The organism is Bacillus xiapuensis (assembly GCF_002797355.1).
In the GTDB taxonomy this organism is placed as follows: domain Bacteria; phylum Bacillota; class Bacilli; order Bacillales; family Domibacillaceae; genus Bacillus_CE; species Bacillus_CE xiapuensis.
The window spans coordinates 1,226,022-1,247,735 of the sequence record NZ_KZ454939.1; the positions used below are offsets into that span (position 1 = coordinate 1,226,022).

Consider the following 21,714-nt stretch of genomic DNA (forward strand, 5'->3'; position numbering starts at 1 on the left):
ACCGCTTTCCCTATGGCTGCGAAAAAGAAAAAAGAAAGGATTTACTATGAAAATTTTATTTGTAGGCGATGTAGTCGGTTCACCGGGACGCGGCATGATTCACGACTATTTACCGATGTTAAAGCAAAAATACCGTCCAGAATGTACGATTGTAAATGGAGAAAACGCTGCCGCGGGACGGGGCATTACTGAAAAGATTTATAAACAGTTTTTACAAGACGGGGCTGATGCGGTCACATTAGGCAATCATTCATGGGACAACAAAGAGATCTTCGAATTTATTGACAGTGCACAAAGGCTTGTTCGCCCTGCAAATTTTCCGGAAGGAACACCGGGCAAAGGACTGGTGTATGTGAAGCAGGGTGGGGTGGAAACGGCTGTAATTAACGTGCAGGGACGGACGTTTATGCCGGCATTAGACTGCCCCTTCCAAAAATTGGAGAATCTGGTGAAAGAAGCGCGCCAAAGAACGCCTATTATATTTGTGGATGTTCATGCAGAAGCGACCAGTGAAAAGCAAGCGATTGGCTGGTTTCTAGATGGCAAGGTATCAGCGGTGATTGGCACGCATACACATGTACAAACGGCTGATAACCGGATTTTGCCGAAGGGAACAGCGTACTTAACAGATGTCGGGATGACCGGACCGTATGATGGTGTCCTCGGAATGGAAAAAACAGCTGTGCTCAAAAAGTTTTTGACGAGCCTGCCCGTTCGCTTTGAAGTGCCAAAAAGCGGCCGGTCGCAGTTGAGCGGCTGCGTAATAGAGCTTGACCGCAAAACAGGTCTCGCTCAATCCATTGATCGGATTTTAATTAACGGGGATCACCCGTTTATCGCTGAATAGCTGTCTGCCCCCCTTTTATGTTGGCGACAAGTAATACATATGCTTGTTTCCGAATATAGTAGCAATGGAAAGATAGCGACCAACTATGTTCAATGGAATGAGCATTCGGTGTGGTTAATAAAAGGGGGACAAGAAATGGAAATATTAAAAGTTTCAGCAAAATCTAATCCTAATTCTGTAGCTGGTGCACTTGCCGGTGTTCTGCGTGAAAGAGGAGCGGCAGAAATCCAAGCAATTGGCGCCGGGGCGCTTAATCAAGCGGTGAAAGCCGTTGCCATTGCCAGAGGATTTGTGGCTCCGAGCGGGGTGGATTTAATTTGCATCCCGGCCTTCACAGACATATTGATTGAAGGAGAAGAAAGAACAGCAATCAAATTGATTGTCGAGCCTCGCTGAATCGACATTATTAAAAAGGCCAGACTCCTGACAGGCAAGTGCTTTGCCTGTTCTCATCCGCTCGGCGGCAGGGGTCTGGTTTTTTAAATGATAAAAGCTTTGCAATTTTAAGAATTAACAGGTATATTAAGTATATTAATCCGATTGATATAATAAGTTTTAGGGGGAGAACGGATGATTTTTGATGCGCATTGCGATGTGCTCTATCGGCTGCAAAATGAAGACGGACGGCAATTTGAGGATGAACATTCTCTGCATGTAACGTATTCTCAGTTGAAAAAAGCAGGCAGCAGGGTGCAGGGCTTCGCCATCTTCTTATCGCCGTTATTGCCTCCGTCCGAGCGGTTTAGGGCGGCCCTTGAACAAGTAAATATCTTTTATGAGAAAATTATTAAGCCACATGCGGATATCAAACTGGTGACATCGAAGAAAGAGCTTCTCCGGCTGAATAAGAATGAAATAGGGGCGATGCTGACATTAGAGGGATGCGAAGCGATTGAAGAGGACCCGCTCAAACTGAATATTCTTTATCAGCTCGGTGTCCGGTCAGTTGGGTTAACATGGAATCGCGCTAATGCGCTCGCTGATGGAGTGATGGAACCGAGGGGGGCGGGACTCACCGCATTCGGCAAAAAGATCGTAAAAAAATTAAATGAATGGAGAATGTGGACCGATGTATCCCATCTATCTGAGAGGGCTTTTTGGGATGTGATCGAGCGGGCGGATTATCCGATAGCCAGTCATTCAAACTGCTACCGCCTTTGTCCGCACGCGCGCAATTTGACAGATGAGCAAATAAAAGCGCTCATCAGCAAAGGCGGTGTCATTGGTTTAACCTTTGTGCCGTTTTTTGTGAAGAAAGCAGGCAGCGTATCGCCGAGCGATGTATTAAAGCATGTAGAGCATCTGTGTGAGCTTGGCGGCGAATACCATCTCGGGTTCGGTTCTGATTTTGACGGGATCGATGAAACGATTCCGGGACTGAATTCTTACAGAAATTATGAGCAATGGGGAGAACTTCTTTCTAAACATTATTCGGCCAAGCAAACAGCCCGATTTTTATTTTATAATTTTGCGAATCGATTTCCAAATTAATCAACAGGCATTAGTATAGTGATTTAATACTAAAAGTGATAAACTAATTTAGTAATAGCTTTGGAGATCCGAGCGTATTAAAGGAGTGTTATATTCTATGATAGAGCAGCTTTCTTGGAAAGTTGGAGGACAGCAAGGCGAAGGGATTGAGAGCACCGGAGAAATCTTCTCCATGGCTTTAAATCGCTTGGGGTATTTCCTGTATGGGTATCGTCATTTTTCGTCCCGTATTAAGGGTGGTCATACCAATAACAAAATTCGCGTCAGCACAACCCCGGTTCGCGCGGTTGCGGATGATCTAGATATATTAGTTGCCTTTGATCAAGAGACTATAGATGTCAATTATAAAGAATTGCAGGATGGAGGCATCATGATAGCCGATGCCAAGTTTGATCCTGTCAAGCCGGAAGACAGCAGCGCCGATTTCTATGCAGTTCCATTTACTGAAATTGCCACAGAGCTCGGCACATCGCTGATGAAGAACATGGTGGCGGTGGGAGCTACATGCGCAATCATCGATCTTGATCCTCAAGCATTCACAAGCGTGGTGCAGGAGATCTTCGGCCGCAAAGGTGCAACGGTTGTTCAGAAAAATATGGAAGCTGTTCACCGTGGGTACCAATATATGATGAAAGAGCTTGGCGACAATGTGGGAGCAATGAAACTGCGTAAAGCCGATGGCAAGCAGCGGATGTTTATGATCGGCAACGATGCAATTGCGCTTGGTGCTCTTGCCGGAGGCGCACGGTTAATGGCCGCCTATCCCATTACCCCGGCTTCTGAAATCATGGAATATTTAATTAAAAAACTGCCGGAAGTCGGCGGAACTGTAATTCAAACAGAAGACGAAATTGCGGCGGCCACGATGGCCATCGGTGCTAACTATGCCGGTACCCGGTCCTTTACAGCCTCCGCCGGTCCTGGTCTTTCTTTAATGACAGAGGCGATCGGCCTTGCCGGTATGACGGAAACACCGCTTGTGATCATTGATACGCAGCGCGGGGGGCCTTCTACCGGATTGCCAACAAAGCAAGAACAATCCGATTTGATGGCAATGATCTATGGAACACATGGTGAAATCCCGAAAATTGTCCTGGCGCCGAGCACGGTGGAGGAGGCCTTTTTTGATACCGCAGAAGCCTTTAATCTGGCGGAAGAATACCAATGTCCAGTCATCATTTTATCTGATTTACAATTATCTTTGGGCAAGCAGACGGTCGAACCGCTTAATTATCAGAAAGTGGACATTCGCCGAGGCAAATTGCTTCAGGAAGAACTTCCCGAAGCGGAGCAGAAAGCATACTTCAAGCGCTACGAAGTAACAGAAGACGGCATCTCCCCGCGGGTGATACCAGGCATGAAGCATGGGGTGCATCACGTAACAGGAGTTGAGCATGGAGAAACAGGAAAACCGTCTGAGTCTCCTTCCAACCGCCAATCCCAAATGGATAAGCGGATGCGCAAGCTGAATAATATTCGTTTTCAGACACCTGTCCACACAAACGCTCCACACGAGGAAGCGGATTTGCTGCTCATAGGCTTTAATTCTACCCGCGGTGCAATTGAAGAAGCGATGGTTCGCTTAGAAGCGGAAGGGCTGAAAGTCAGCCATGCGCACGTCCGCTTGATTCATCCATTCCCAGCGGAGGAATTGCGGCCGCTGATTGAATCATCCAAACATGTGTTAGTTGTTGAAAACAATGCAACCGGACAGCTGGCAAACATCATTAAAATGAATGTCGGCTATCCGCAAAAAATTAAGAGCCTGTGTAAATATGATGGGAATCCATTCCAGCCGCATCATATTTATACGGGAAGCAAGGAGCTGTTTTAAGTGGTGACATTTAAAGATTTCCGCAATGATGTGAAACCCAACTGGTGCCCCGGCTGCGGCGATTTCTCCGTGCAGGCGGCCATCCAGCGGGCGGCTGCTAACATCGGCTTAACACCAGAAAAGCTGGCCGTTATTTCAGGGATCGGATGCTCTGGACGGATTTCAGGCTATATTCATTCTTATGGCCTTCACGGCATCCACGGACGGGCGCTTCCCATTGCTCAAGGCGTGAAGCTGGCCAATAAAGATTTGACAGTGATTGCAGCCGGAGGCGACGGCGATGGCTTTGCGATTGGAATGGGGCACACTATCCATGCGATGAGACGGAATATTGATCTAACCTATATTATTATGGATAACCAAATTTACGGTTTAACAAAAGGGCAGACGTCTCCGCGTTCAGCTGCTGGATTCAAAACGAAGTCCACGCCTCAAGGAGCCATTGAAAGTGCATTATCTCCGATGGAACTGGCGCTTGCAAGCGGGGCCACATTTGTCGCCCAAAGCTTCTCCAGAGATTTGAAAGAGCTGACAGCGATTATAGAAGCAGGTATACAGCATAAAGGCTTTTCTGTTATTAATGTATTCAGTCCATGTGTCACTTATAATAAAATTAACACGTATGATTGGTTTAAAGAACATTTAACAAGCTTATCCTCCATTGAAGATTATGATTCATCGAACCGTGAAATGGCTATGAATGTATTAATGGAGAAAGAAGGGCTTGTCACCGGCATCATTTATCACGATAAGGAAAAGCCGTCCTATCAAGAGATGATCCATGGCTATGCGGAGGAACCATTGGCTTCTCAGGATTTAACGCTGGATGAAGATTTCTTTAACGGACTTGTGAAAGAATTTATGTAAGGCTGACAGAAAACCCAGCAGATGAAAAACTGCTGGGTTTTCTATTGGCGCTCGACAAAAATCTTTTGTTGTTTAATCATTTAGAAAGCTATATACTAAAATAATGTGTACAGATTATTAGCGAAACATACCCCGTTAAACAAGCATGGTCTGGCGGCAGGGTTAGAATAAATAGATGTATTGATGAGCAAGAGAAAGGAGATTATGTTATGAACGAAGATCAACGACTGCATAGTCAGCAAGTGAAGGAAAAGAATCCAGCGGACCAAAAATCCGAAAAGGATTACAGTAAATACTTTGAAAGTGTCTATCAGCCTCCATCGTTAAAAGAAGCGAAAAAACGGGGAAAAGAAGAGGTTCAGTACCACAATGACTTTAAAATCGAGGAACGGTTCCGCGGCATGGGCAATGGACGCAAGTTTTATATCCGCACTTACGGCTGCCAAATGAATGAGCATGATACCGAAGTCATGGCCGGAATTTTTCAAGCGTTAGGCTATGAAGCAACGGACTCCGTGGAGGATGCCAATATAGTGCTGCTGAATACTTGCGCAATTCGTGAAAATGCGGAAAATAAAGTCTTTGGCGAACTGGGGCATTTAAAAGCTCTAAAGCAAGAGCGTCCAGATCTATTGCTCGGTGTATGCGGCTGTATGTCACAGGAAGAATCCGTTGTAAACAAGATTCTAAAAACCTATCCTCATGTCGATATGATCTTTGGCACACATAATATCCATCGCCTTCCGAACATTTTAAATGACGCTTATTTATCGAAAGAAATGGTCATTGAAGTATGGTCGAAGGAAGGGGATGTGGTTGAGAACTTGCCGAAGGTCCGGCGCGGCAATATTAAGGCTTGGGTGAATATTATGTACGGCTGCGATAAATTCTGCACATACTGCATCGTTCCTTATACGAGAGGCAAAGAAAGAAGTCGCCGCCCTGAAGAAATTATTCAAGAGGTTCGCCACCTAGCTGCGCAAGGCTATCAGGAGATCACTCTTCTTGGACAAAACGTAAATGCGTACGGCAAAGACTTTGAAGATCGCACATATGGTCTTGGCGATTTAATGGATGAAATCCGGAAAATAGATATCCCGCGTGTTCGGTTTACGACGAGCCATCCGCGTGATTTTGATGATCACTTAATTGAGGTGCTGGCGAAGAAGGGCAATTTAATGGATCATATTCATCTGCCAGTGCAATCAGGCTCTTCAGATATTCTAAAAATAATGGCGCGAAAGTATAACCGTGAGCAATTTCTCGAGCTTGTCCGCAAGATTAAAGCCGCTATTCCGGATGTAGCGTTAACGACGGATATTATCGTCGGCTACCCGAATGAAACAGAGGAGCAGTTCCAGGAAACGCTTTCCTTGTATCGTGAAGTGGGCTTTGAATCTGCCTACACATTCATATATTCACCGCGTGAAGGAACGCCGGCAGCGAAAATGAAGGACAATGTGCCGATGGAAGTGAAAAAAGACCGGCTGCAGCGGTTAAATGCAGTGGTTAATGAGCTGTCTGCTAAGGCAATGAAACGATATGAAGGCCAGATTGTTGAAGTACTTGTGGAAGGGGAAAGCAAGAACAACCCGGATATCCTTGCGGGTTATACGAGCAAAAATAAACTGGTTAATTTTAAAGGGCCGAAAACTGCAATTGGCAAGATCGTCAAGGTGAAAATTACAGAAGCGAAAACATGGTCATTAAACGGTGAAGTGGTGGAAGAACATATGATGGCTGAGGTGAATTGAGATGGCGAAGTATACGAAAGATGAGATTGTGTCCCGGGCCAAGGATCTTGCCCGCATGATTGCAGAAACGGAAGAAGTCGCTTTTTTTAAAGAAGCCGAAGCAAAAATTCATGAAAACCAAAAGGTTCGTGAGAAGATTGCCAGCTTAAAAAGCCTGCAAAAGCAAGCGGTGAACTTTCAACATTACGGCAAGACAGAAGCATTGAAAATGGTCGAAGAAAAAATCGGGAAAATTGAGCAGGAGCTTGATGAAATTCCTGTGGTACAGCAGTTTAAACAATCTCAAATAGAAGTGAATGAAATTCTGCAGATGGTTGCGACCGCGATTTCCAATAAAGTGACAGATGATATTATTGAATCAACCGGCGGCGATATACTGCGCGGAGAAACAGGCGCTCAAGTTCAGAACCGGATGCCAGGAAGCTGCCGTTAAGGAAAAACCAGGAAAGAGATTTAGCCAAAAGTGCTAAGTCTCTTTCTTTATGAACAATTTATTTTCCTTGATCTAGGCACATGCCTCACTTTTGCTGCATAAGATAAATGGAAAACACATGAGGAGGTACGCTCGAATGGCAGAATTCAGGGAGATCATTACCAAGTCGGTCGTTGCCAAAGGCCGGAAATTCACCCAGACACATCATACGATTTGTCCGCCGCATCATCCATCGAGCATTTTAGGCTGCTGGATTATTAATCATGAGTATAAAGCAAAAAAAGTAGCAAAAAGGGTGGAAGTATACGGCACATACGAAATTAACGTATGGTATTCACATCACGACAATACGAAAACGTCGGTCGTCACAGAGAAAGTGGAATATAAAGATGTCATTAAGTTAAAGTACCGCGATGAGCAATGCTTTGAAGACAATGAAGTGATTGCAAGGGTGCAGCAGCAGCCAAATTGTTGTGAAGCGGTGATTTCGAAGAATGGCCACAAGATTATCGTGCAAGCTGAACGGGAATTTTTAGTGGAAGTCGTCGGGGAAACAAAGATATGTGTGGCCGTCCATCCGCATGATTGCGAAGACGATTGGGATTGTGACTTTGATGATGAAGAGTATGAGAAGTTGGATACAGATTTTATTGAGCAGGAGGAAGGACGATAATCTGAAGTGCCGGCCGAATAATGTGGCCTGCACTTTTTTTGTGGCGGCTTTTACGATCATGTAGGTCGAAAACAGCAGAAAGCCGATGATTATGTTATAATTATTAGCTGTATATAGAAAGGGAACACGGAAAGGGACTGGAGATTAATGGCACAATATACCCCAATGATCCAACAGTATTTAAAGGTCAAGGCAGAATACCAAGATGCCTTTTTATTTTTTCGCTTAGGCGATTTTTATGAGATGTTTTTCGAAGATGCTACGAAAGCGAGCCAGCTGCTGGAGATCACTTTAACGAGCAGAGACGGCGGAGCGGCTGGAAAGATTCCGATGTGCGGAGTGCCCTATCATTCGGCAGCCGGATATATTGAACAGCTGATTGAACTCGGTCATAAAGTCGCTATTTGCGAGCAAATAGAGGACCCGAAGCAGGCGAAAGGAGTAGTGAAACGGGAGGTCGTTCAGCTTATTACGCCTGGAACGATGATGGAAGGAAAGGGACTGCAGGAAAAGGAAAACAACTATATTGCGGCTTTAACTGCCTTCCCGGATCAAACGTTCGCCTTGGCAGCCAGTGACTTAACGACCGGAGAAAACAAAGTCACAATGCTTTCAGCGTTTGAGGAGGTAATCAATGAATTATCTACTTTGCAAGCAAAAGAGGTGGTGATTCTAACCGAGCTTTCAGGCGATATCCAGCAAAAATTAAAAGAGAGACTGGCTGTTACTTTATCGGTGGAGGAAGAAACGGAAGAAAAAAAGGAATTCTTGCCGCTGCTTGAACCGATTGAGCAGTCTAAGCTCCGACAAGCGGTGTGCCTGCTGCTTCATTATCTGTACCGCACGCAAAAAAGAGGGCTGGATCATTTGCAGCCGGTTGAAATCTATCATGTCCATCAATACATGAAAATGGACTATTATTCAAAGCGTAACCTGGAGGTAACGGAAACAATCCGCTCGAAAGGAAAAAAAGGCTCCTTGCTATGGCTGCTGGATGAGACGATGACAGCGATGGGGGGACGAATGCTCAAGCAATGGCTGGATCGGCCGCTTATTCAGCGAGAACAGATCGAAAAACGCCATTCCATGGTGGGGACATTACTGGACTCTTTTTTTGAAAGGCAAGAAATCCGCGAGCAGCTGAAAGAAGTCTATGATTTAGAGCGGCTGGCGGGCCGCGTCGCATTTGGCAATGTGAATGCCCGCGATCTCGTGCAATTAAAAAAGTCACTTCAGCAAATTCCGGTATTGAAGCAATTGCTGAGCCGCTTAGATAACCAAGATCTCAAACGGCTGTCCAACCAATTGGATCCTTGTGAAGAACTGACGGATATTTTAGAACAAGCATTGATCGAGAATCCTCCGCTGACGATTAAGGAGGGAGGCATCATCCGCGACGGTTTCAGCGCGCAGCTGGATGAGTACCGTGATGCCAGCCGGAACGGAAAGACCTGGATTGCTAATTTGGAAAGGAAGGAAAGAGAAAAAACGGGCATTCGCTCATTAAAAATCGGCTATAATCGAATCTTTGGCTATTATATTGAAGTGACGAAAGCCAATCTGCATGCGCTGGATGACAGCCGGTATGAACGCAAACAAACATTGGCCAATTGCGAGCGCTTTATTACGCCGGAGCTGAAAGAGAAAGAAACGATGATTTTGCAGGCTAATGAAAAAATCGTCGAGCTGGAATATGATTTATTTTTGGAATTGCGGGAGCGGGTGAAGGATTACATTCCAAGATTGCAGAAGCTAGCTCAGCTCGTGAGTCAGTTGGATGTGCTGCAGTGCTTCGCCGCTGTTAGTGAAATGAGACGGTACATCCAGCCTGTTCTGACAGATAGCCGCGAGCTGGTCATTAAAGATGGCCGGCATCCGGTTGTGGAAAAGGTTATGGATTCCCAGGAATATGTGCCGAATGACTGTCTGATGAACAGTCAGCGGGAGATGCTGCTAGTAACCGGGCCAAATATGTCGGGGAAAAGCACTTATATGAGACAGGTCGCATTAATATCCATACTAGCGCAAATCGGCTGTTTTGTGCCAGCTGCGGAAGCAAAGCTGCCAATATTTGATCAAGTGTTTACTAGAATAGGAGCCGCTGATGATTTAATTTCCGGACAAAGCACATTTATGGTAGAGATGCTAGAAGCTAAAAACGCGATTACGCACGCCACAGAGAAGTCTCTGATTTTATTTGATGAAATCGGCCGCGGAACATCCACCTATGATGGCATGGCACTAGCACAAGCGATCATTGAGTACATCCATGAGCATATTGGCGCCAAAACGCTTTTCTCCACACATTACCATGAACTGACGGTGCTTGCTGATGAACTCAAGCATCTAAAAAATGTGCATGTCAGCGCGATTGAGCAAAATGGCCGCGTCGTATTCCTCCATAAAATTAAGGAAGGAGCGGCAGACAAAAGCTATGGCATTCATGTTGCCCAGCTGGCAGGGCTGCCGAGTGCATTAATTGAGAGAGCCAACGAAATTTTAAAAGAATTAGAGCATCCGGATCAGCCAAGAGAAGCGGAGCAAGTAAAAGAAGAACAAGGACGGGTTCATCTAGCCAAAACGGAGGAAACGTCCGGGCAGTTATCACTTTTTGCTGACTCGCCAGCAGAAAATCCGGCGCTCACAACGAAGGAGAAGAAGGTAATTGCGGAACTGAAGAACTTTGATTTATTAGAAATGACTCCGCTCAACGCGATCAATGCGCTTTATGCTCTGCAGAAAAAGCTAAAGAAATAACGATGAGATTGGTGAAAGCAGGTGATGAAATTGGGAAAAATCATCCAGCTCGATGAAGTGTTATCAAACAAGATTGCCGCTGGTGAGGTGGTGGAACGTCCGGCTTCTGTGGTGAAGGAATTGGTGGAGAATTCCATAGACGCCGAGAGCACAGCCATTGAAATTGACGTGGAAGAAGCGGGACTGAGCAGCATCCGGATTTTGGACAATGGAGCGGGCATCGAACCGGATGACGTACTGACCGCCTTTGCACGCCACGCCACTAGCAAGATCAAAGATGAAAATGACTTGTTTCGCATTCGCACGCTTGGCTTCCGCGGAGAGGCGCTGCCGAGTATTGCATCTGTTTCGGAATTGGAAATGACAACCAGCACAGGAGATCAGGCCGGCACGAAAATCGTCCTTTCAGGCGGGAACATCATAGAGCATCTGCCTGCCAGCAGCCGCAAAGGAACGGATATTAAAGTATCGGGATTATTCTTTAACACACCCGCCCGCTTGAAATACATGAAGACCATTCACACAGAGCTTGGCAATATTACTGATGTAGTGAACCGGCTGGCTCTGGCTCATCCGGAAGTGGCGATACGCCTTCGCCATAATGGCCGAGAGCTTTTGCACACGACGGGCAACGGGGATGTCCGTCAAGTATTAGCGGCCATCTACGGAATCAATATCGCCAAAAAAATGATTCCCTTTCAAGCGTCTTCACTTGATTTTGAAATAGACGGCTGGCTGGCATTGCCTGAGGCGACGAGAGCCTCAAGAAATTATATAACAATTATGGTCAATGGCCGGTTTATTAAAAATTATCGGCTAGTAAAAGCGGTGCAGGAAGGCTATCATACGCTGCTGCCGATCGGAAGATATCCTATTGCCTTGGTGAACATTGTAATGGATCCTCTTTTGGTGGATGTGAATGTCCATCCTTCTAAGCTTGAAGTCCGGTTTAGTAAGGAACAGCCGTTAATGGAACTGCTGAGCGAAGCGATTCGCAAGGCCTTTAAAAAAGAAACGCTGATACCGACAGTCTCTCCTGCTCCCAAGATGAAAAAATGGGAAGCTTCTCAGCAAGAGCTGCAGCTCGATCATTTACCAGCTGCTCCAGCATTGAAAACAGAGCAAACTGGTTTTCTGGAGAAGCCCGCCCCTTTTTCCTTGCGCGAGACTTTTCAATCTGCGGACTCTGTCGAAACAGATGATGCTGCTGAACAAGAAGCAGAGAACTCTGTCCCGTATTATGCCGCGGAAGAGAAACGAGTTTTTTCCAAAGAACCAATAGCAGAAAAGGAAGAAGCAGAGCTGGAAAAAAGCCGGATTCCGCCCCTTTATCCAATCGGCCAGATGCACGGCACTTATATATTTGCCCAAAATGAAAAAGGACTCTATATGATTGATCAGCACGCCGCTCAAGAAAGATTGAAATATGAATATTTCCGTGAAAAAGTTGGACAGGTAGAGAAGGAATTGCAGGATATGCTCGTCCCGATTACATTGGAATATTCAGCGGATGAGTCCATCAAAATCTCTGAGAATCTCGAAGAATTAGAGAAAGTGGGCATCTTCTTGGAACCATTTGGCGAACGCGCATTTATCATGCGTTCACATCCGCAGTGGTTTCCGAAGGGCCAAGAGCAGGCCATTGCTGAAGAGATGATTGAACAGCTGTTATCAATGAAAAAAGTCGACGTGAAAAAGCTGAGAGAAGAAGCGGCGATCATGATGAGCTGCAAGGCATCAATCAAAGCCAATCATCATCTTCGAACGGATGAAATTCAGCAGCTTCTTGACGATTTGCGTCAGAGCTCGGATCCTTTCACCTGTCCGCATGGCCGTCCTATTATGATTCACTACTCCGTTTATGACCTTGAAAAGATGTTCAAGCGGGTAATGTAGTAAACAGTTTGTCCGCCTCTCTACGAGACAGACTGACAGATAAGGAGGGCCAGCATGAAAAAGAGGAAAGGACTTGTGGTCGGCAGTTTATTGATTCTGATGATGATCGGCGGCTGTACCTATCTTTATCATCAAATGAAAAAGACGGCTTCTAAGCAGCCGCCTAGCCATGTGCCCATTCTGATGGTATTGGGGGCGAAGGTGAATGGGACAGACATGTCACCAAGCCTTCAGGAACGGGCGAAAACAGCCTTAAAGTATGCAAGGGAAAATCCGGACACCAAGGTGATTGTTTCAGGTGGAAAGGGGCCGGGAGAGGCAATCACAGAAGCAGCTGCTTTGAAACAATTTTTTCTTGAAAATGGCATAGAGGAAAAGAGAATTTTCGTTGAAGGGCGCTCCACCTCTACCTATGAAAACTTTGTCTTTTCTAAAAAATTATGGAATATCAAAGAAGCTGTAGTGGTCAGCAATGATTTTCACTTATACAGATCGAAAAAAATCGCGGAAAGCCAAGGAATTAAAATGTACCCGCTTGCTGCTCCTACGCCTGATGCGATTAAAATACATGCATATGCTAGAGAATATGCTGCCATCTTTAAATGGTACCTTACCGGCAAGTAAAAAACGGCCTCCAATTGTCAGACATCCATTCAACAATTGGAGGTGCAGTTTTTTTGCCTGTTCAAAGGGGAAGCGGTATCAGTTTTCTAATTGCTGAGCGGACAGCTTGCGGTAAAGAGGATGCTGATTGTATAACTGCTCATGCGTGCCCATACCAGTAATTTGTCCATTCTCAATGACGACGATCTGATCAGCCTTGACGATTGTAGACAGACGGTGAGCGATCACAAGAGTGGTCCGGCCGGTCATCAGCTCTTCTAAAGCTTGTTGCACAAGCCGCTCCGAGCCGCTGTCTAAATTGGAGGTAGCCTCATCAAGCAGCAAGATTTTCGGATTGCGGATGAATGCCCGGGCAATAGCGATTCTTTGGCGTTGCCCGCCTGACAGTTTCATTCCCCGCTCCCCGACTGGTGTGTCGTATTGATCGGGCAACGCTTCGATAAACTCGGCGGCATTCGCCAGCTGAGCGGCCTTTTTTACCTCTGCGATGGAAACTTTGTCTTTCATTCCGTAACGGATGTTTTCAAAGATTGTTCCTGACATGATCGGGCTTTCTTGGGAAACATAACCGATTTGCTGCCTCCAGGATTCCAGCTGGAACGAGGCGATGTTCATTTCTCCTAGTGTGATTTCTCCGCTGTCGGGCTGATAAAACCGTTCAAGCAATGCAAACAGCGTCGTCTTTCCGCTGCCGCTGGGACCGACGAAAGCGGTGGTTTTGCCGCTAGGGATCGTCAAGGTGATGTCATTCAATAGCGGTTTGCCTTCAGAGTAGCCGAACGATACGTCTTTAAAGCAGATAGATTGCGAAGCGGCATCTGCGAGCTGGCCTTGCTTTTCTGCTTCGGGTTTTAATAATAGCATTTCTTGAATCCGTTCTGTTGCGCCCATTGCCTTTTGAAAAGAAGTGAAGAAAGCGGCCATTTGACTGAAGGGGATAACAATTTGAAACAGGTAAATGATAATGGCCACAAGCGAGCCGGAACTCAGCGCTCCAGAAGCGACGCGAACGCCTCCGTAGCCAATTAATACAACGAGCACGAGCATCATAATAACGGTCATTAGCGGAGAAACCACCGATTGAAGGAGCGCTTCTTTTAGTCCATATTGAAAAAGCTGGTGAATTCGCTGGTAGCCTTTCGACCGTTCAGCGCTTTCCGAGCTGTAGGCTTTAACAAGACGAATATCCGCCAGTACTCGGCCGAGATCACCTGAAAATCCGGCCATTTCTTCTTGGGTACTTTTAGAAATTTGATACATTTTTTGTCCTAACGGCAGAATAATCAGCACAGCCAGCGGTACCGCTACAATCATGATCAGCGTCATTTTCCAGTCAATCATTAATAGAAGAATGACCGCTCCGATAATGGAAATAATGCCTGTAACAAAGGAAATCAGATGCTGGCTGATGAGCATTTTGATCATATTGGTATCCTGTGTTACGCGGCTCATCGTTTCGCCGGATTCATGCTGGTCAAAATAGGAGATCGGCAGAGCAAGAATTTGCTTCCATAGCCGCTGCCGAATTGACTGGACGACGGATTCGCCGATATAACTCATTAAATAAAATGAAAAGCCGCCTGAGAGGATTTGAATGAAGAAGCTTCCGCACAGCCATAAAATCACCGAAGCCCGCAGCTGATTTTCGGCTAGCTGATCCACGAGATCCCGTGTGAAAAGTGGGACAACTAGCCCCGCGGCCGTTTCCAGCAAACTTAAAGCAACCGCAGCAATCATCATCCATTTGGACAGTTCGCTCTTCGTAAACATCTGCAGAAAGGATTTCCAGCGTAAAGCAGCTGACTGCTCATCATTCTTTTTCATCTGCTTTTTCCTCCTTTCCTTGATAGCAAATGATCGCTTCTCCTATCCATTTTTCTTCTTTGGCCAATGCTGTAACTTTTCTTCATATCATAACCTCCAAAAAATGATTGTAATTTTATTGTAAGACATTATGTTAGGTGAGGGCCAAATCTTTTTGCAATGAATTGGATAAATGAACAAAAACTGCTGTACGTAAGCTGGATCTTCTCCTAAAATAAGAAGATGGTGTAAATGAATCTTACTGCAGTGACATAAAGTGAACCTTCAAGAAATAGGGGGGATCTTTCACATCGCGCTGCTGTTTCTCTTAAAGAATTCTTGCGTATCAATCACTGATTTCAGAGGCAGACAGCTGAACTAAGAAGGTCATTTATGATGAAAGCAAAAGCATGGAAAGCGCAAGTCCCACTCAGGGATCCCAAGAGGGGAGCTTTATCCTGCTAGAAAGATAGAAAATGGCGGATATATCAGGAAGAAAGATCGAGCACGGAATGAGTGAATGGGAGACGAATGGTTCAGAATGCCGGTCAAGAGGAAAGGAGAATACAGATGAGCTTTCATGGACAAAAGATTTTGCCTGCTATTCGGACAATGAAGGATTTTGAAAAGATGCTAGACACGCCCTTTGAATATGGAGTGTTCTTGGATTTGCACGTGGGGATGGTTAAAAGCGTGTTTGATTATGCGAAGCAGCACGGGAAAAAAATGTTTTTGCACTTAGATTTAATTCATGGTCTTACAAGTGATGAACATGCCGCTGAGTTTGTCGCTCAGTATGTAAAGCCGTACGGCATTCTGTCAACTAAGGGAAATGCGATTATAAAAGCGAAGCAAAAAGGCCTCTATGTCACTCAGAGGGCTTTTATTATTGATTCAAGCGCCTTAAAGCGCAGCGTTAAACTGATTGAAAAAACCAATCCAGATTATATTGAAGTGCTGCCTGGTGTAGTGCCGAAAGTCATTAAAACGCTGCATGAAGAAACCGGTAAGCCTATTTTTGCCGGGGGCTTGATCGAGGAGCCGGCGGAAGTGGAGCTTGCTTTGGAGGCTGGGGCCTGTGCAATCACCACATCCAACCGCGATTTATGGAAGCATTTTTATTAAATGAAAAAGGGGGCTGATTCTTAATCAATCAGCCTCCTTTTTTGCCATTTCATATGCTCGGCAGCGCCAGCCATTTTGATCAGCAATTATTTTGCGTATGTATCCTACCAACTATTCAAATTGGCTGTAATCGGGCAGTCCAATACCTTTTTGTATTAAATTGCTTTCAATGTCAGCGACAATTTGTTGGATCACAGCTACTCGCGCATAACGCTTGTCATTTCCGGCAATAATATGCCATGGAGCCCATTCTTTGTCTGTTTTATGAAACATTTCTTCAGCCGCTTCTTCATATAAGTCCCATTTTTCCCGGTTCCGCCAATCTTCGTCCGTCAGTTTCCAGCGTTTGAGCGGGTTATGCTTTCTCTCAAGAAAGCGTCTCTCTTGTTCATCTTTGCTAATGTGTATCCAAAACTTGGATATAATATAGTGATCATCGCTCAATTGCTTCTCAAATTGATTGATTTCCTCGTAGGCACGCTTCCATTCACCTGATGAAGCAAAGCCTTCTATCCGTTCGACCAGCACCCGCCCATACCATGAACGGTCAAATATCGCGATTTGCCCGTGCTGCGGGATTTTTCGCCAAAATCGTTGCAAATAGTGATAGCGCAGCTCGTGCGGAGCGGGGGCGGAAATAGGATGGACCTGCAAGCCGCGAGGATCCAATTTTTCCGTGCTGCGTTTAATCGCTCCGCCTTTACCCGCGGCATCCCAGCCTTCCATTACGAGAATAAGGGCGATTTTTTCTTTAAATAAGAGCTGCTGAAGACTGAGCAGTCGCTGCTGGTACAGCTTTAATTGCTTTTTGTACGTTTTTTTGCTTTCAATTTTTTTCGTTAGATCGGTAGCTGCTAATCGTTTCTGCATAGTTGAGGTTCCTCCTTTTGGTACTATTTTACCATAAGAGAGGGCTTTCGGCAGTGGGTTTTTTGTCCTTATTGTGAAAAGGGTAACTCAAGAGAGCATCGCAGCGTCTCTTGCTTCGCGCAGACCCGAACGAGTCGCCGATTTGCTTGCTGCGATTTCCCGCTTAGCCTTTTGCTTTCCCATGCCATCCTTGGTCAGGGAGAAAGGCGGCTTGCAGGTTCAAAAATTCTGATTCCGATCCTAAAAAAATGTTGACAACGCTTTCAATCCATTTTATGATAGATGCAAGTTAATAATTTGTGATAGAGAACAATGAGAACCACAGCTGGATCCTTCTGTAGAATGAAGGCGTTTGTTGTGCTTTTTTTGTTCTCTTTTTATTTTAATTGAGAGGATGAAACACATGACCCCATTTCTAGGTGAGCTACTTGGAACCGCTTTATTAATTGTATTGGGAGCGGGGGTAGTAGCGAATGTAAATTTAAAAAAATCTTATGCTTTTGGAGCAGGATGGCTCGTTATCGCTTGGGGCTGGGGCTTGGCGGTTGCGATGGCTGTTTATGCGGTCGGACAATTCAGCGGAGCGCATCTCAATCCAGCTGTGACGTTTGCTTTAGCGTTTAATGGTGATTTTCCTTGGGCGGATGTGCCGGGATATGTGCTGGCTCAGATGATTGGAGCGATCATCGGAGCAGCGATTACGTATCTTCACTTTTTGCCGCACTGGAAGGTGACAGACGATCCAGGTACGAAATTAGCTGTTTTTGCTACAGGACCGGCAATACCGCATACATTTTCAAATTTATTAAGCGAAATAATCGGTACATTTATTTTGACGCTGGGAATATTATCAATTGGAGCAAATAAATTTACGGATGGCTTAAATCCGTTTATTGTAGGGTTGTTAATTGTTGCAATTGGATTATCCCTAGGAGGGACAACAGGCTATGCCATTAACCCGGCCCGGGATCTGGGACCGAGAATTGCGCACTTTTTGCTGCCGATTGCAGGGAAGGGATCATCCAATTGGGGCTATGCATGGATACCGGTATTAGGCCCGACGCTGGGCGGATCTTTAGGCGGTTTGTTCTATAGAGCCGTATTTGCCGGAGAATTGGTCGCTGCATTTTGGGGAGTCTTAGCTGCAACAGCCGTTTTATTAGCGGCAGCATTCTTCTTTGGAAGAACCCAGGCGGATGTTCAAACAGAACGATAAATGGCACATGTTGATTAAAACAGGAGGAATAACCGATGGAAAAATATATTTTATCTTTAGATCAAGGAACCACGAGTTCAAGAGCGATCTTATTTAATCAAAAAGGTGAAGTAGCTTACACAGCTCAAAAAGAATTTACGCAGCATTTTCCAAAGCCGGGCTGGGTGGAGCATAACGCTAATGAAATTTGGGGAACGGTGCTTGCCTGCATGGCTACGGTTTTATCAGAAAACAGCATTGAGCCTGAGCAAATTGCCGGAATCGGGATTACGAACCAAAGGGAAACGGCGGTTGTATGGGAGAAAGAAACCGGACGCCCTATTTACAATGCCATCGTGTGGCAGTCTCGCCAAACAGCGGATATATGTGAAGAATTAAAAGCACAAGGGCATGATCCCTTATTTCGGGAGAAGACTGGGCTGCTCATTGATGCGTATTTCTCCGGCACGAAAGTAAAATGGATTTTGGATCATGTGGAAGGCGCAAGAGAAAGAGCGGAAAAAGGGGAACTATTATTTGGCACGATTGATACATGGCTTATCTGGAAGCTTTCAGGCGGAAAGGCTCACGTCACGGACTACTCTAATGCCTCACGCACATTGATGTATAATATTCATGAATTGAAATGGGATGAAGAGCTTCTGCGCATACTGGATGTGCCGAAAGCCATGCTTCCTGAAGTTCGTCCTTCATCTGAAGTATACAGCTTAACGGCTCCCCATCACTTCTTCGGCTGTGAAGTGCCGATTGCTGGAGCTGCAGGTGATCAGCAAGCGGCATTGTTCGGCCAAGCTTGCTATGAAGAAGGAATGGCCAAGAACACTTACGGCACTGGCTGCTTTATGCTGATGAATACTGGAGAAAAAGCAGTTACCTCTGAACATGGCTTATTGACAACGATTGCTTGGGGAATTGACGGCAAAGTCAATTATGCGCTTGAAGGCAGCATCTTTGTTGCCGGCTCAGCTATTCAGTGGCTGCGGGACGGCATGCGGATGATAAAGGATGCCGCTGACAGCGAAGAATACGCTGCGCGCGTCAGCTCATCCGAAGGCGTGTACGTCGTTCCGGCGTTTGTTGGACTCGGCACTCCGTATTGGGACAGCGAAGCGCGCGGTTCTGTGTTTGGATTAACGAGAGGAACAACAAAGGAGCACTTCATTCGGGCTACCCTTGAATCTCTGGCTTATCAAACGAAAGATGTTCTAGACGCTATGGAAGCTGATTCAGGCATTTCATTAAAAAAATTACGAGTGGATGGCGGAGCGGTTAAAAATGATTTCTTAATGCAATTTCAAAGCGATATCTTGCAAGTGCCTGTGGAACGCCCGACAATTAATGAAACGACAGCGCTTGGGGCCGCTTATCTGGCCGGATTGGCTGTTGGGTTCTGGAATGACCGCAGTGACATTTCTTCACAATGGAGTGTGGAAAAAGAATTCCGCAGCCAAATGGACAAAAAGCAGCAGCAAAAGCTGTACAGCGGCTGGAAAAAAGCCGTTGAAGCAACTTTGACTTTCAAATTATAAGGCATTGTAGTATAATGGAATTAAGTTAATAGCTTGTCTGGAGACTAAGAGAGACCGATCGGCGTAGTGTTTGATTTCGCTATGTTTAGACGGTCTCTTTTTGTTTTTTTTTGCGAGTGAATGGGTACTTTAATAACTGGAGGGAATTCATGATGACTTTTTCAAGCATGCAGCGAAGCGATGTAATCAATCAATTACAGTCTAATGTATATGACCTGGTTGTAATCGGGGGCGGCATAACCGGATCAGGGATTGCGCTTGATGCCGTAACAAGAGGGATGAAAGTAGCCGTAGTAGAGATGCAGGATTTTGCCGCCGGCACATCAAGCCGTTCCACCAAACTGGTTCACGGAGGACTTCGTTATTTAAAACAATTTGAAGTGAAAATGGTGGCTGAAGTAGGGAAGGAACGAGCAATTGTTTATGAAAATGGCCCGCATGTGACGACGCCTGAGTGGATGCTTCTTCCTTTGCACAAAGGCGGGACATTCGGAAAGTTCTCAACAAACATCGGCCTGAGAGTGTATGACTATCTCGCAGGTGTGAAGAAGTCGGAGAGAAGATCGATGCTCTCTAGAGAGGAGACGCTCCAAAAAGAACCTCTGATTAAAAAAGAAGGTTTAATCGGCGGCGGCTATTACGTGGAATATCGCACGGATGATGCCCGGCTTACGATTGAAGTCATGAAAAAAGCCGTTGAAGAAGGAGCGCTTTCCATTAATTATGTAAAAGCGGAAGATTTCATTTATGAGAACAAAAAAGTGGCCGGTATTAAGGCGAAGGATTTATTGACCGGTGAAATGCTCGAGATTAAAGCGAAGAAGGTAGTCAACGCGGCCGGTCCATGGGTGGATGCCGTCCGCAAAAAAGACTACTCCACAAATAATAAGAAACTAAGATTAACGAAAGGCGTGCATATCGTCATTGATCAATCGAAGTTTCCGCTGCACCAAGCGGTATATTTTGACACGCCGGACGGACGCATGGTATTTGCCATCCCGCGTGAAGGCAAAACGTATGTAGGAACGACCGATACATTCTTCGACAAGGATACAGCGAATCCGAAGACGCTTGCTGAAGACCGTGATTATCTTTTGAAGGCGATTCATTATATGTTCCCTGAAGTGAAATTAACAGCAAAAGATGTGGAATCAAGCTGGGCCGGCGTTCGTCCTTTAATATATGAAGAAGGAAAAGACCCTTCTGAAATCTCCCGAAAAGATGAGCTTTGGGAGGGAGAGAGCGGCTTAATGACGATCGCCGGCGGAAAGCTGACAGGTTATCGCAAAATGGCCGAAACTGTAGTCGACCTTGTTTCAAAGCGCCTTTCTGAGGAAGAGGGGAGATCATTTAAAGGCATTCAAACACGGCATCTGCCAATTTCAGGAGGAGATATCGGCGGCTCGAAAAATCTGCAGTCTTTTGTGGACAAGAAAGCAAAAGAAGCGGTTTCCTTCGGCCTAACGGAAGAACAGGGAAGAAGGTTAGCCAGCATGTACGGTTCAAACGTGGATAAGCTGTTTAATATTGCGCAAGAGAACCAGAATCCGATGCTGCCGAAAGACGTCTATGCGCAAGCGGTGTATGCCGTGAAGCATGAGATGGCGACAAAGCCGGTTGACTTCTTTATTCGCCGCACTGGAGCTGTATTTTTCAATATTGAATGGGCAAAAAAATATAAAGAACCCGTAATTGATTTGATGGCTGAGATGCTTGGTTGGGATGAGGCTGTTAAGAAAGCCTACACCGCAGAATTGAATCAGCAAATTCAAGATGCCGAAACACCAGTTGACGTACAGCCTTAAACCTGAATTATCGACGGAAGATGAAGGGACCAAATTCCTGCAAACCAGCTAATATCCAGCGATGGATAGCGAAGGGAATCGGGTCCCTTCTTTTTATTAGAAGGCGTGCTTATAGGTTTAAAAAAGAAAAAAATGGCGAGAATGAATGATGATCATCAACAAGGAGCCTAAACTTATGTTACGATAAGAA

At 45.5% G+C, this 21,714-nt stretch carries 17 protein-coding genes; 15 read left to right on the forward strand and 2 right to left on the reverse strand.

Annotated elements, in window-relative coordinates:
* Positions 1–46 precede the first annotated feature (46 nt).
* The 11 genes from CEF20_RS06155 to CEF20_RS06205 all read left to right on the forward strand — a co-directional run bounded on the left by CEF20_RS06155 (position 47) and on the right by CEF20_RS06205 (position 13,176).
* Positions 47–847: a TIGR00282 family metallophosphoesterase gene (locus CEF20_RS06155; protein ID WP_100330979.1), complete on the forward strand. Its 801-nt coding sequence runs from the start codon at positions 47–49 to the stop codon at positions 845–847.
* Between the two features lie 135 nt (positions 848–982).
* Positions 983–1,243 carry a stage V sporulation protein SpoVS gene (gene spoVS / locus CEF20_RS06160; RefSeq protein ID WP_066446403.1) on the forward strand — a complete coding sequence of 87 codons (261 nt, stop codon included), beginning with the start codon at positions 983–985 and terminating at the stop codon, positions 1,241–1,243.
* 174 nt (positions 1,244–1,417) lie between these two features.
* Positions 1,418–2,338 carry a dipeptidase gene (locus CEF20_RS06165; protein WP_100330980.1) on the forward strand — a complete coding sequence of 307 codons (921 nt, stop codon included), beginning with the start codon at positions 1,418–1,420 and terminating at the stop codon, positions 2,336–2,338.
* A gap of 97 nt (positions 2,339–2,435) precedes the next feature.
* Positions 2,436–4,172: a 2-oxoacid:acceptor oxidoreductase subunit alpha gene (locus CEF20_RS06170; RefSeq protein WP_100330981.1), complete on the forward strand. Its 1,737-nt coding sequence runs from the start codon at positions 2,436–2,438 to the stop codon at positions 4,170–4,172.
* Positions 4,173–5,039, forward strand: coding sequence for a 2-oxoacid:ferredoxin oxidoreductase subunit beta (locus CEF20_RS06175; RefSeq protein ID WP_100330982.1), 867 nt, complete (start codon positions 4,173–4,175; stop codon positions 5,037–5,039).
* A 209-nt stretch (positions 5,040–5,248) separates the two neighbouring features.
* Positions 5,249–6,793, forward strand: a complete 1,545-nt coding sequence (gene miaB, locus CEF20_RS06180; RefSeq protein ID WP_100330983.1) for a tRNA (N6-isopentenyl adenosine(37)-C2)-methylthiotransferase MiaB — start codon at positions 5,249–5,251, stop codon at positions 6,791–6,793.
* A 1-nt stretch (position 6,794) separates the two neighbouring features.
* Positions 6,795–7,226, forward strand: coding sequence for a YlbF/YmcA family competence regulator (locus tag CEF20_RS06185; protein ID WP_100330984.1), 432 nt, complete (start codon positions 6,795–6,797; stop codon positions 7,224–7,226).
* Positions 7,227–7,362: 136 nt separating this feature from the next.
* Positions 7,363–7,899: an outer spore coat protein CotE gene (gene cotE, locus CEF20_RS06190; RefSeq protein WP_100330985.1), complete on the forward strand. Its 537-nt coding sequence runs from the start codon at positions 7,363–7,365 to the stop codon at positions 7,897–7,899.
* A 147-nt stretch (positions 7,900–8,046) separates the two neighbouring features.
* Entirely contained in the window at positions 8,047–10,656 is a 2,610-nt protein-coding gene (mutS, locus tag CEF20_RS06195; protein WP_100330986.1) for a DNA mismatch repair protein MutS, read from the forward strand.
* A 30-nt stretch (positions 10,657–10,686) separates the two neighbouring features.
* Positions 10,687–12,552 carry a DNA mismatch repair endonuclease MutL gene (mutL, locus tag CEF20_RS06200; RefSeq protein ID WP_100332016.1) on the forward strand — a complete coding sequence of 622 codons (1,866 nt, stop codon included), beginning with the start codon at positions 10,687–10,689 and terminating at the stop codon, positions 12,550–12,552.
* A 54-nt stretch (positions 12,553–12,606) separates the two neighbouring features.
* A complete protein-coding gene (locus CEF20_RS06205; RefSeq protein WP_100330987.1) occupies positions 12,607–13,176 on the forward strand; it encodes a YdcF family protein in 570 nt (189 codons plus the stop codon).
* A gap of 78 nt (positions 13,177–13,254) precedes the next feature.
* Here the strand turns inward: CEF20_RS06205 and CEF20_RS06210 are convergent, their stop codons facing one another.
* On the reverse strand, positions 13,255–15,000 hold the full coding sequence (locus tag CEF20_RS06210; protein ID WP_100330988.1) for an ABC transporter ATP-binding protein: 1,746 nt from the start codon (positions 14,998–15,000) through the stop codon (positions 13,255–13,257).
* Between the two features lie 549 nt (positions 15,001–15,549).
* Here CEF20_RS06210 and CEF20_RS06215 point away from each other — a divergent pair.
* Positions 15,550–16,104 carry a glycerol-3-phosphate responsive antiterminator gene (locus CEF20_RS06215; protein ID WP_100330989.1) on the forward strand — a complete coding sequence of 185 codons (555 nt, stop codon included), beginning with the start codon at positions 15,550–15,552 and terminating at the stop codon, positions 16,102–16,104.
* Positions 16,105–16,215: 111 nt separating this feature from the next.
* Here CEF20_RS06215 and CEF20_RS06220 read toward each other — a convergent pair whose 3' ends face one another.
* Positions 16,216–16,974: a polyphosphate kinase 2 family protein gene (locus CEF20_RS06220; protein WP_100330990.1), complete on the reverse strand. Its 759-nt coding sequence runs from the start codon at positions 16,972–16,974 to the stop codon at positions 16,216–16,218.
* Between the two features lie 403 nt (positions 16,975–17,377).
* Here CEF20_RS06220 and CEF20_RS06225 point away from each other — a divergent pair, with 403 nt between their 5' ends.
* The 3 genes from CEF20_RS06225 to CEF20_RS06235 all read left to right on the forward strand — a co-directional run bounded on the left by CEF20_RS06225 (position 17,378) and on the right by CEF20_RS06235 (position 21,524).
* Positions 17,378–18,190: an MIP/aquaporin family protein gene (locus tag CEF20_RS06225; RefSeq protein WP_100330991.1), complete on the forward strand. Its 813-nt coding sequence runs from the start codon at positions 17,378–17,380 to the stop codon at positions 18,188–18,190.
* Between the two features lie 35 nt (positions 18,191–18,225).
* Positions 18,226–19,719, forward strand: coding sequence for a glycerol kinase GlpK (gene glpK, locus CEF20_RS06230; RefSeq protein WP_100330992.1), 1,494 nt, complete (start codon positions 18,226–18,228; stop codon positions 19,717–19,719).
* A gap of 152 nt (positions 19,720–19,871) precedes the next feature.
* A complete protein-coding gene (locus tag CEF20_RS06235) occupies positions 19,872–21,524 on the forward strand; it encodes a glycerol-3-phosphate dehydrogenase/oxidase (protein WP_100332017.1) in 1,653 nt (550 codons plus the stop codon).
* Positions 21,525–21,714 lie beyond the last annotated feature (190 nt).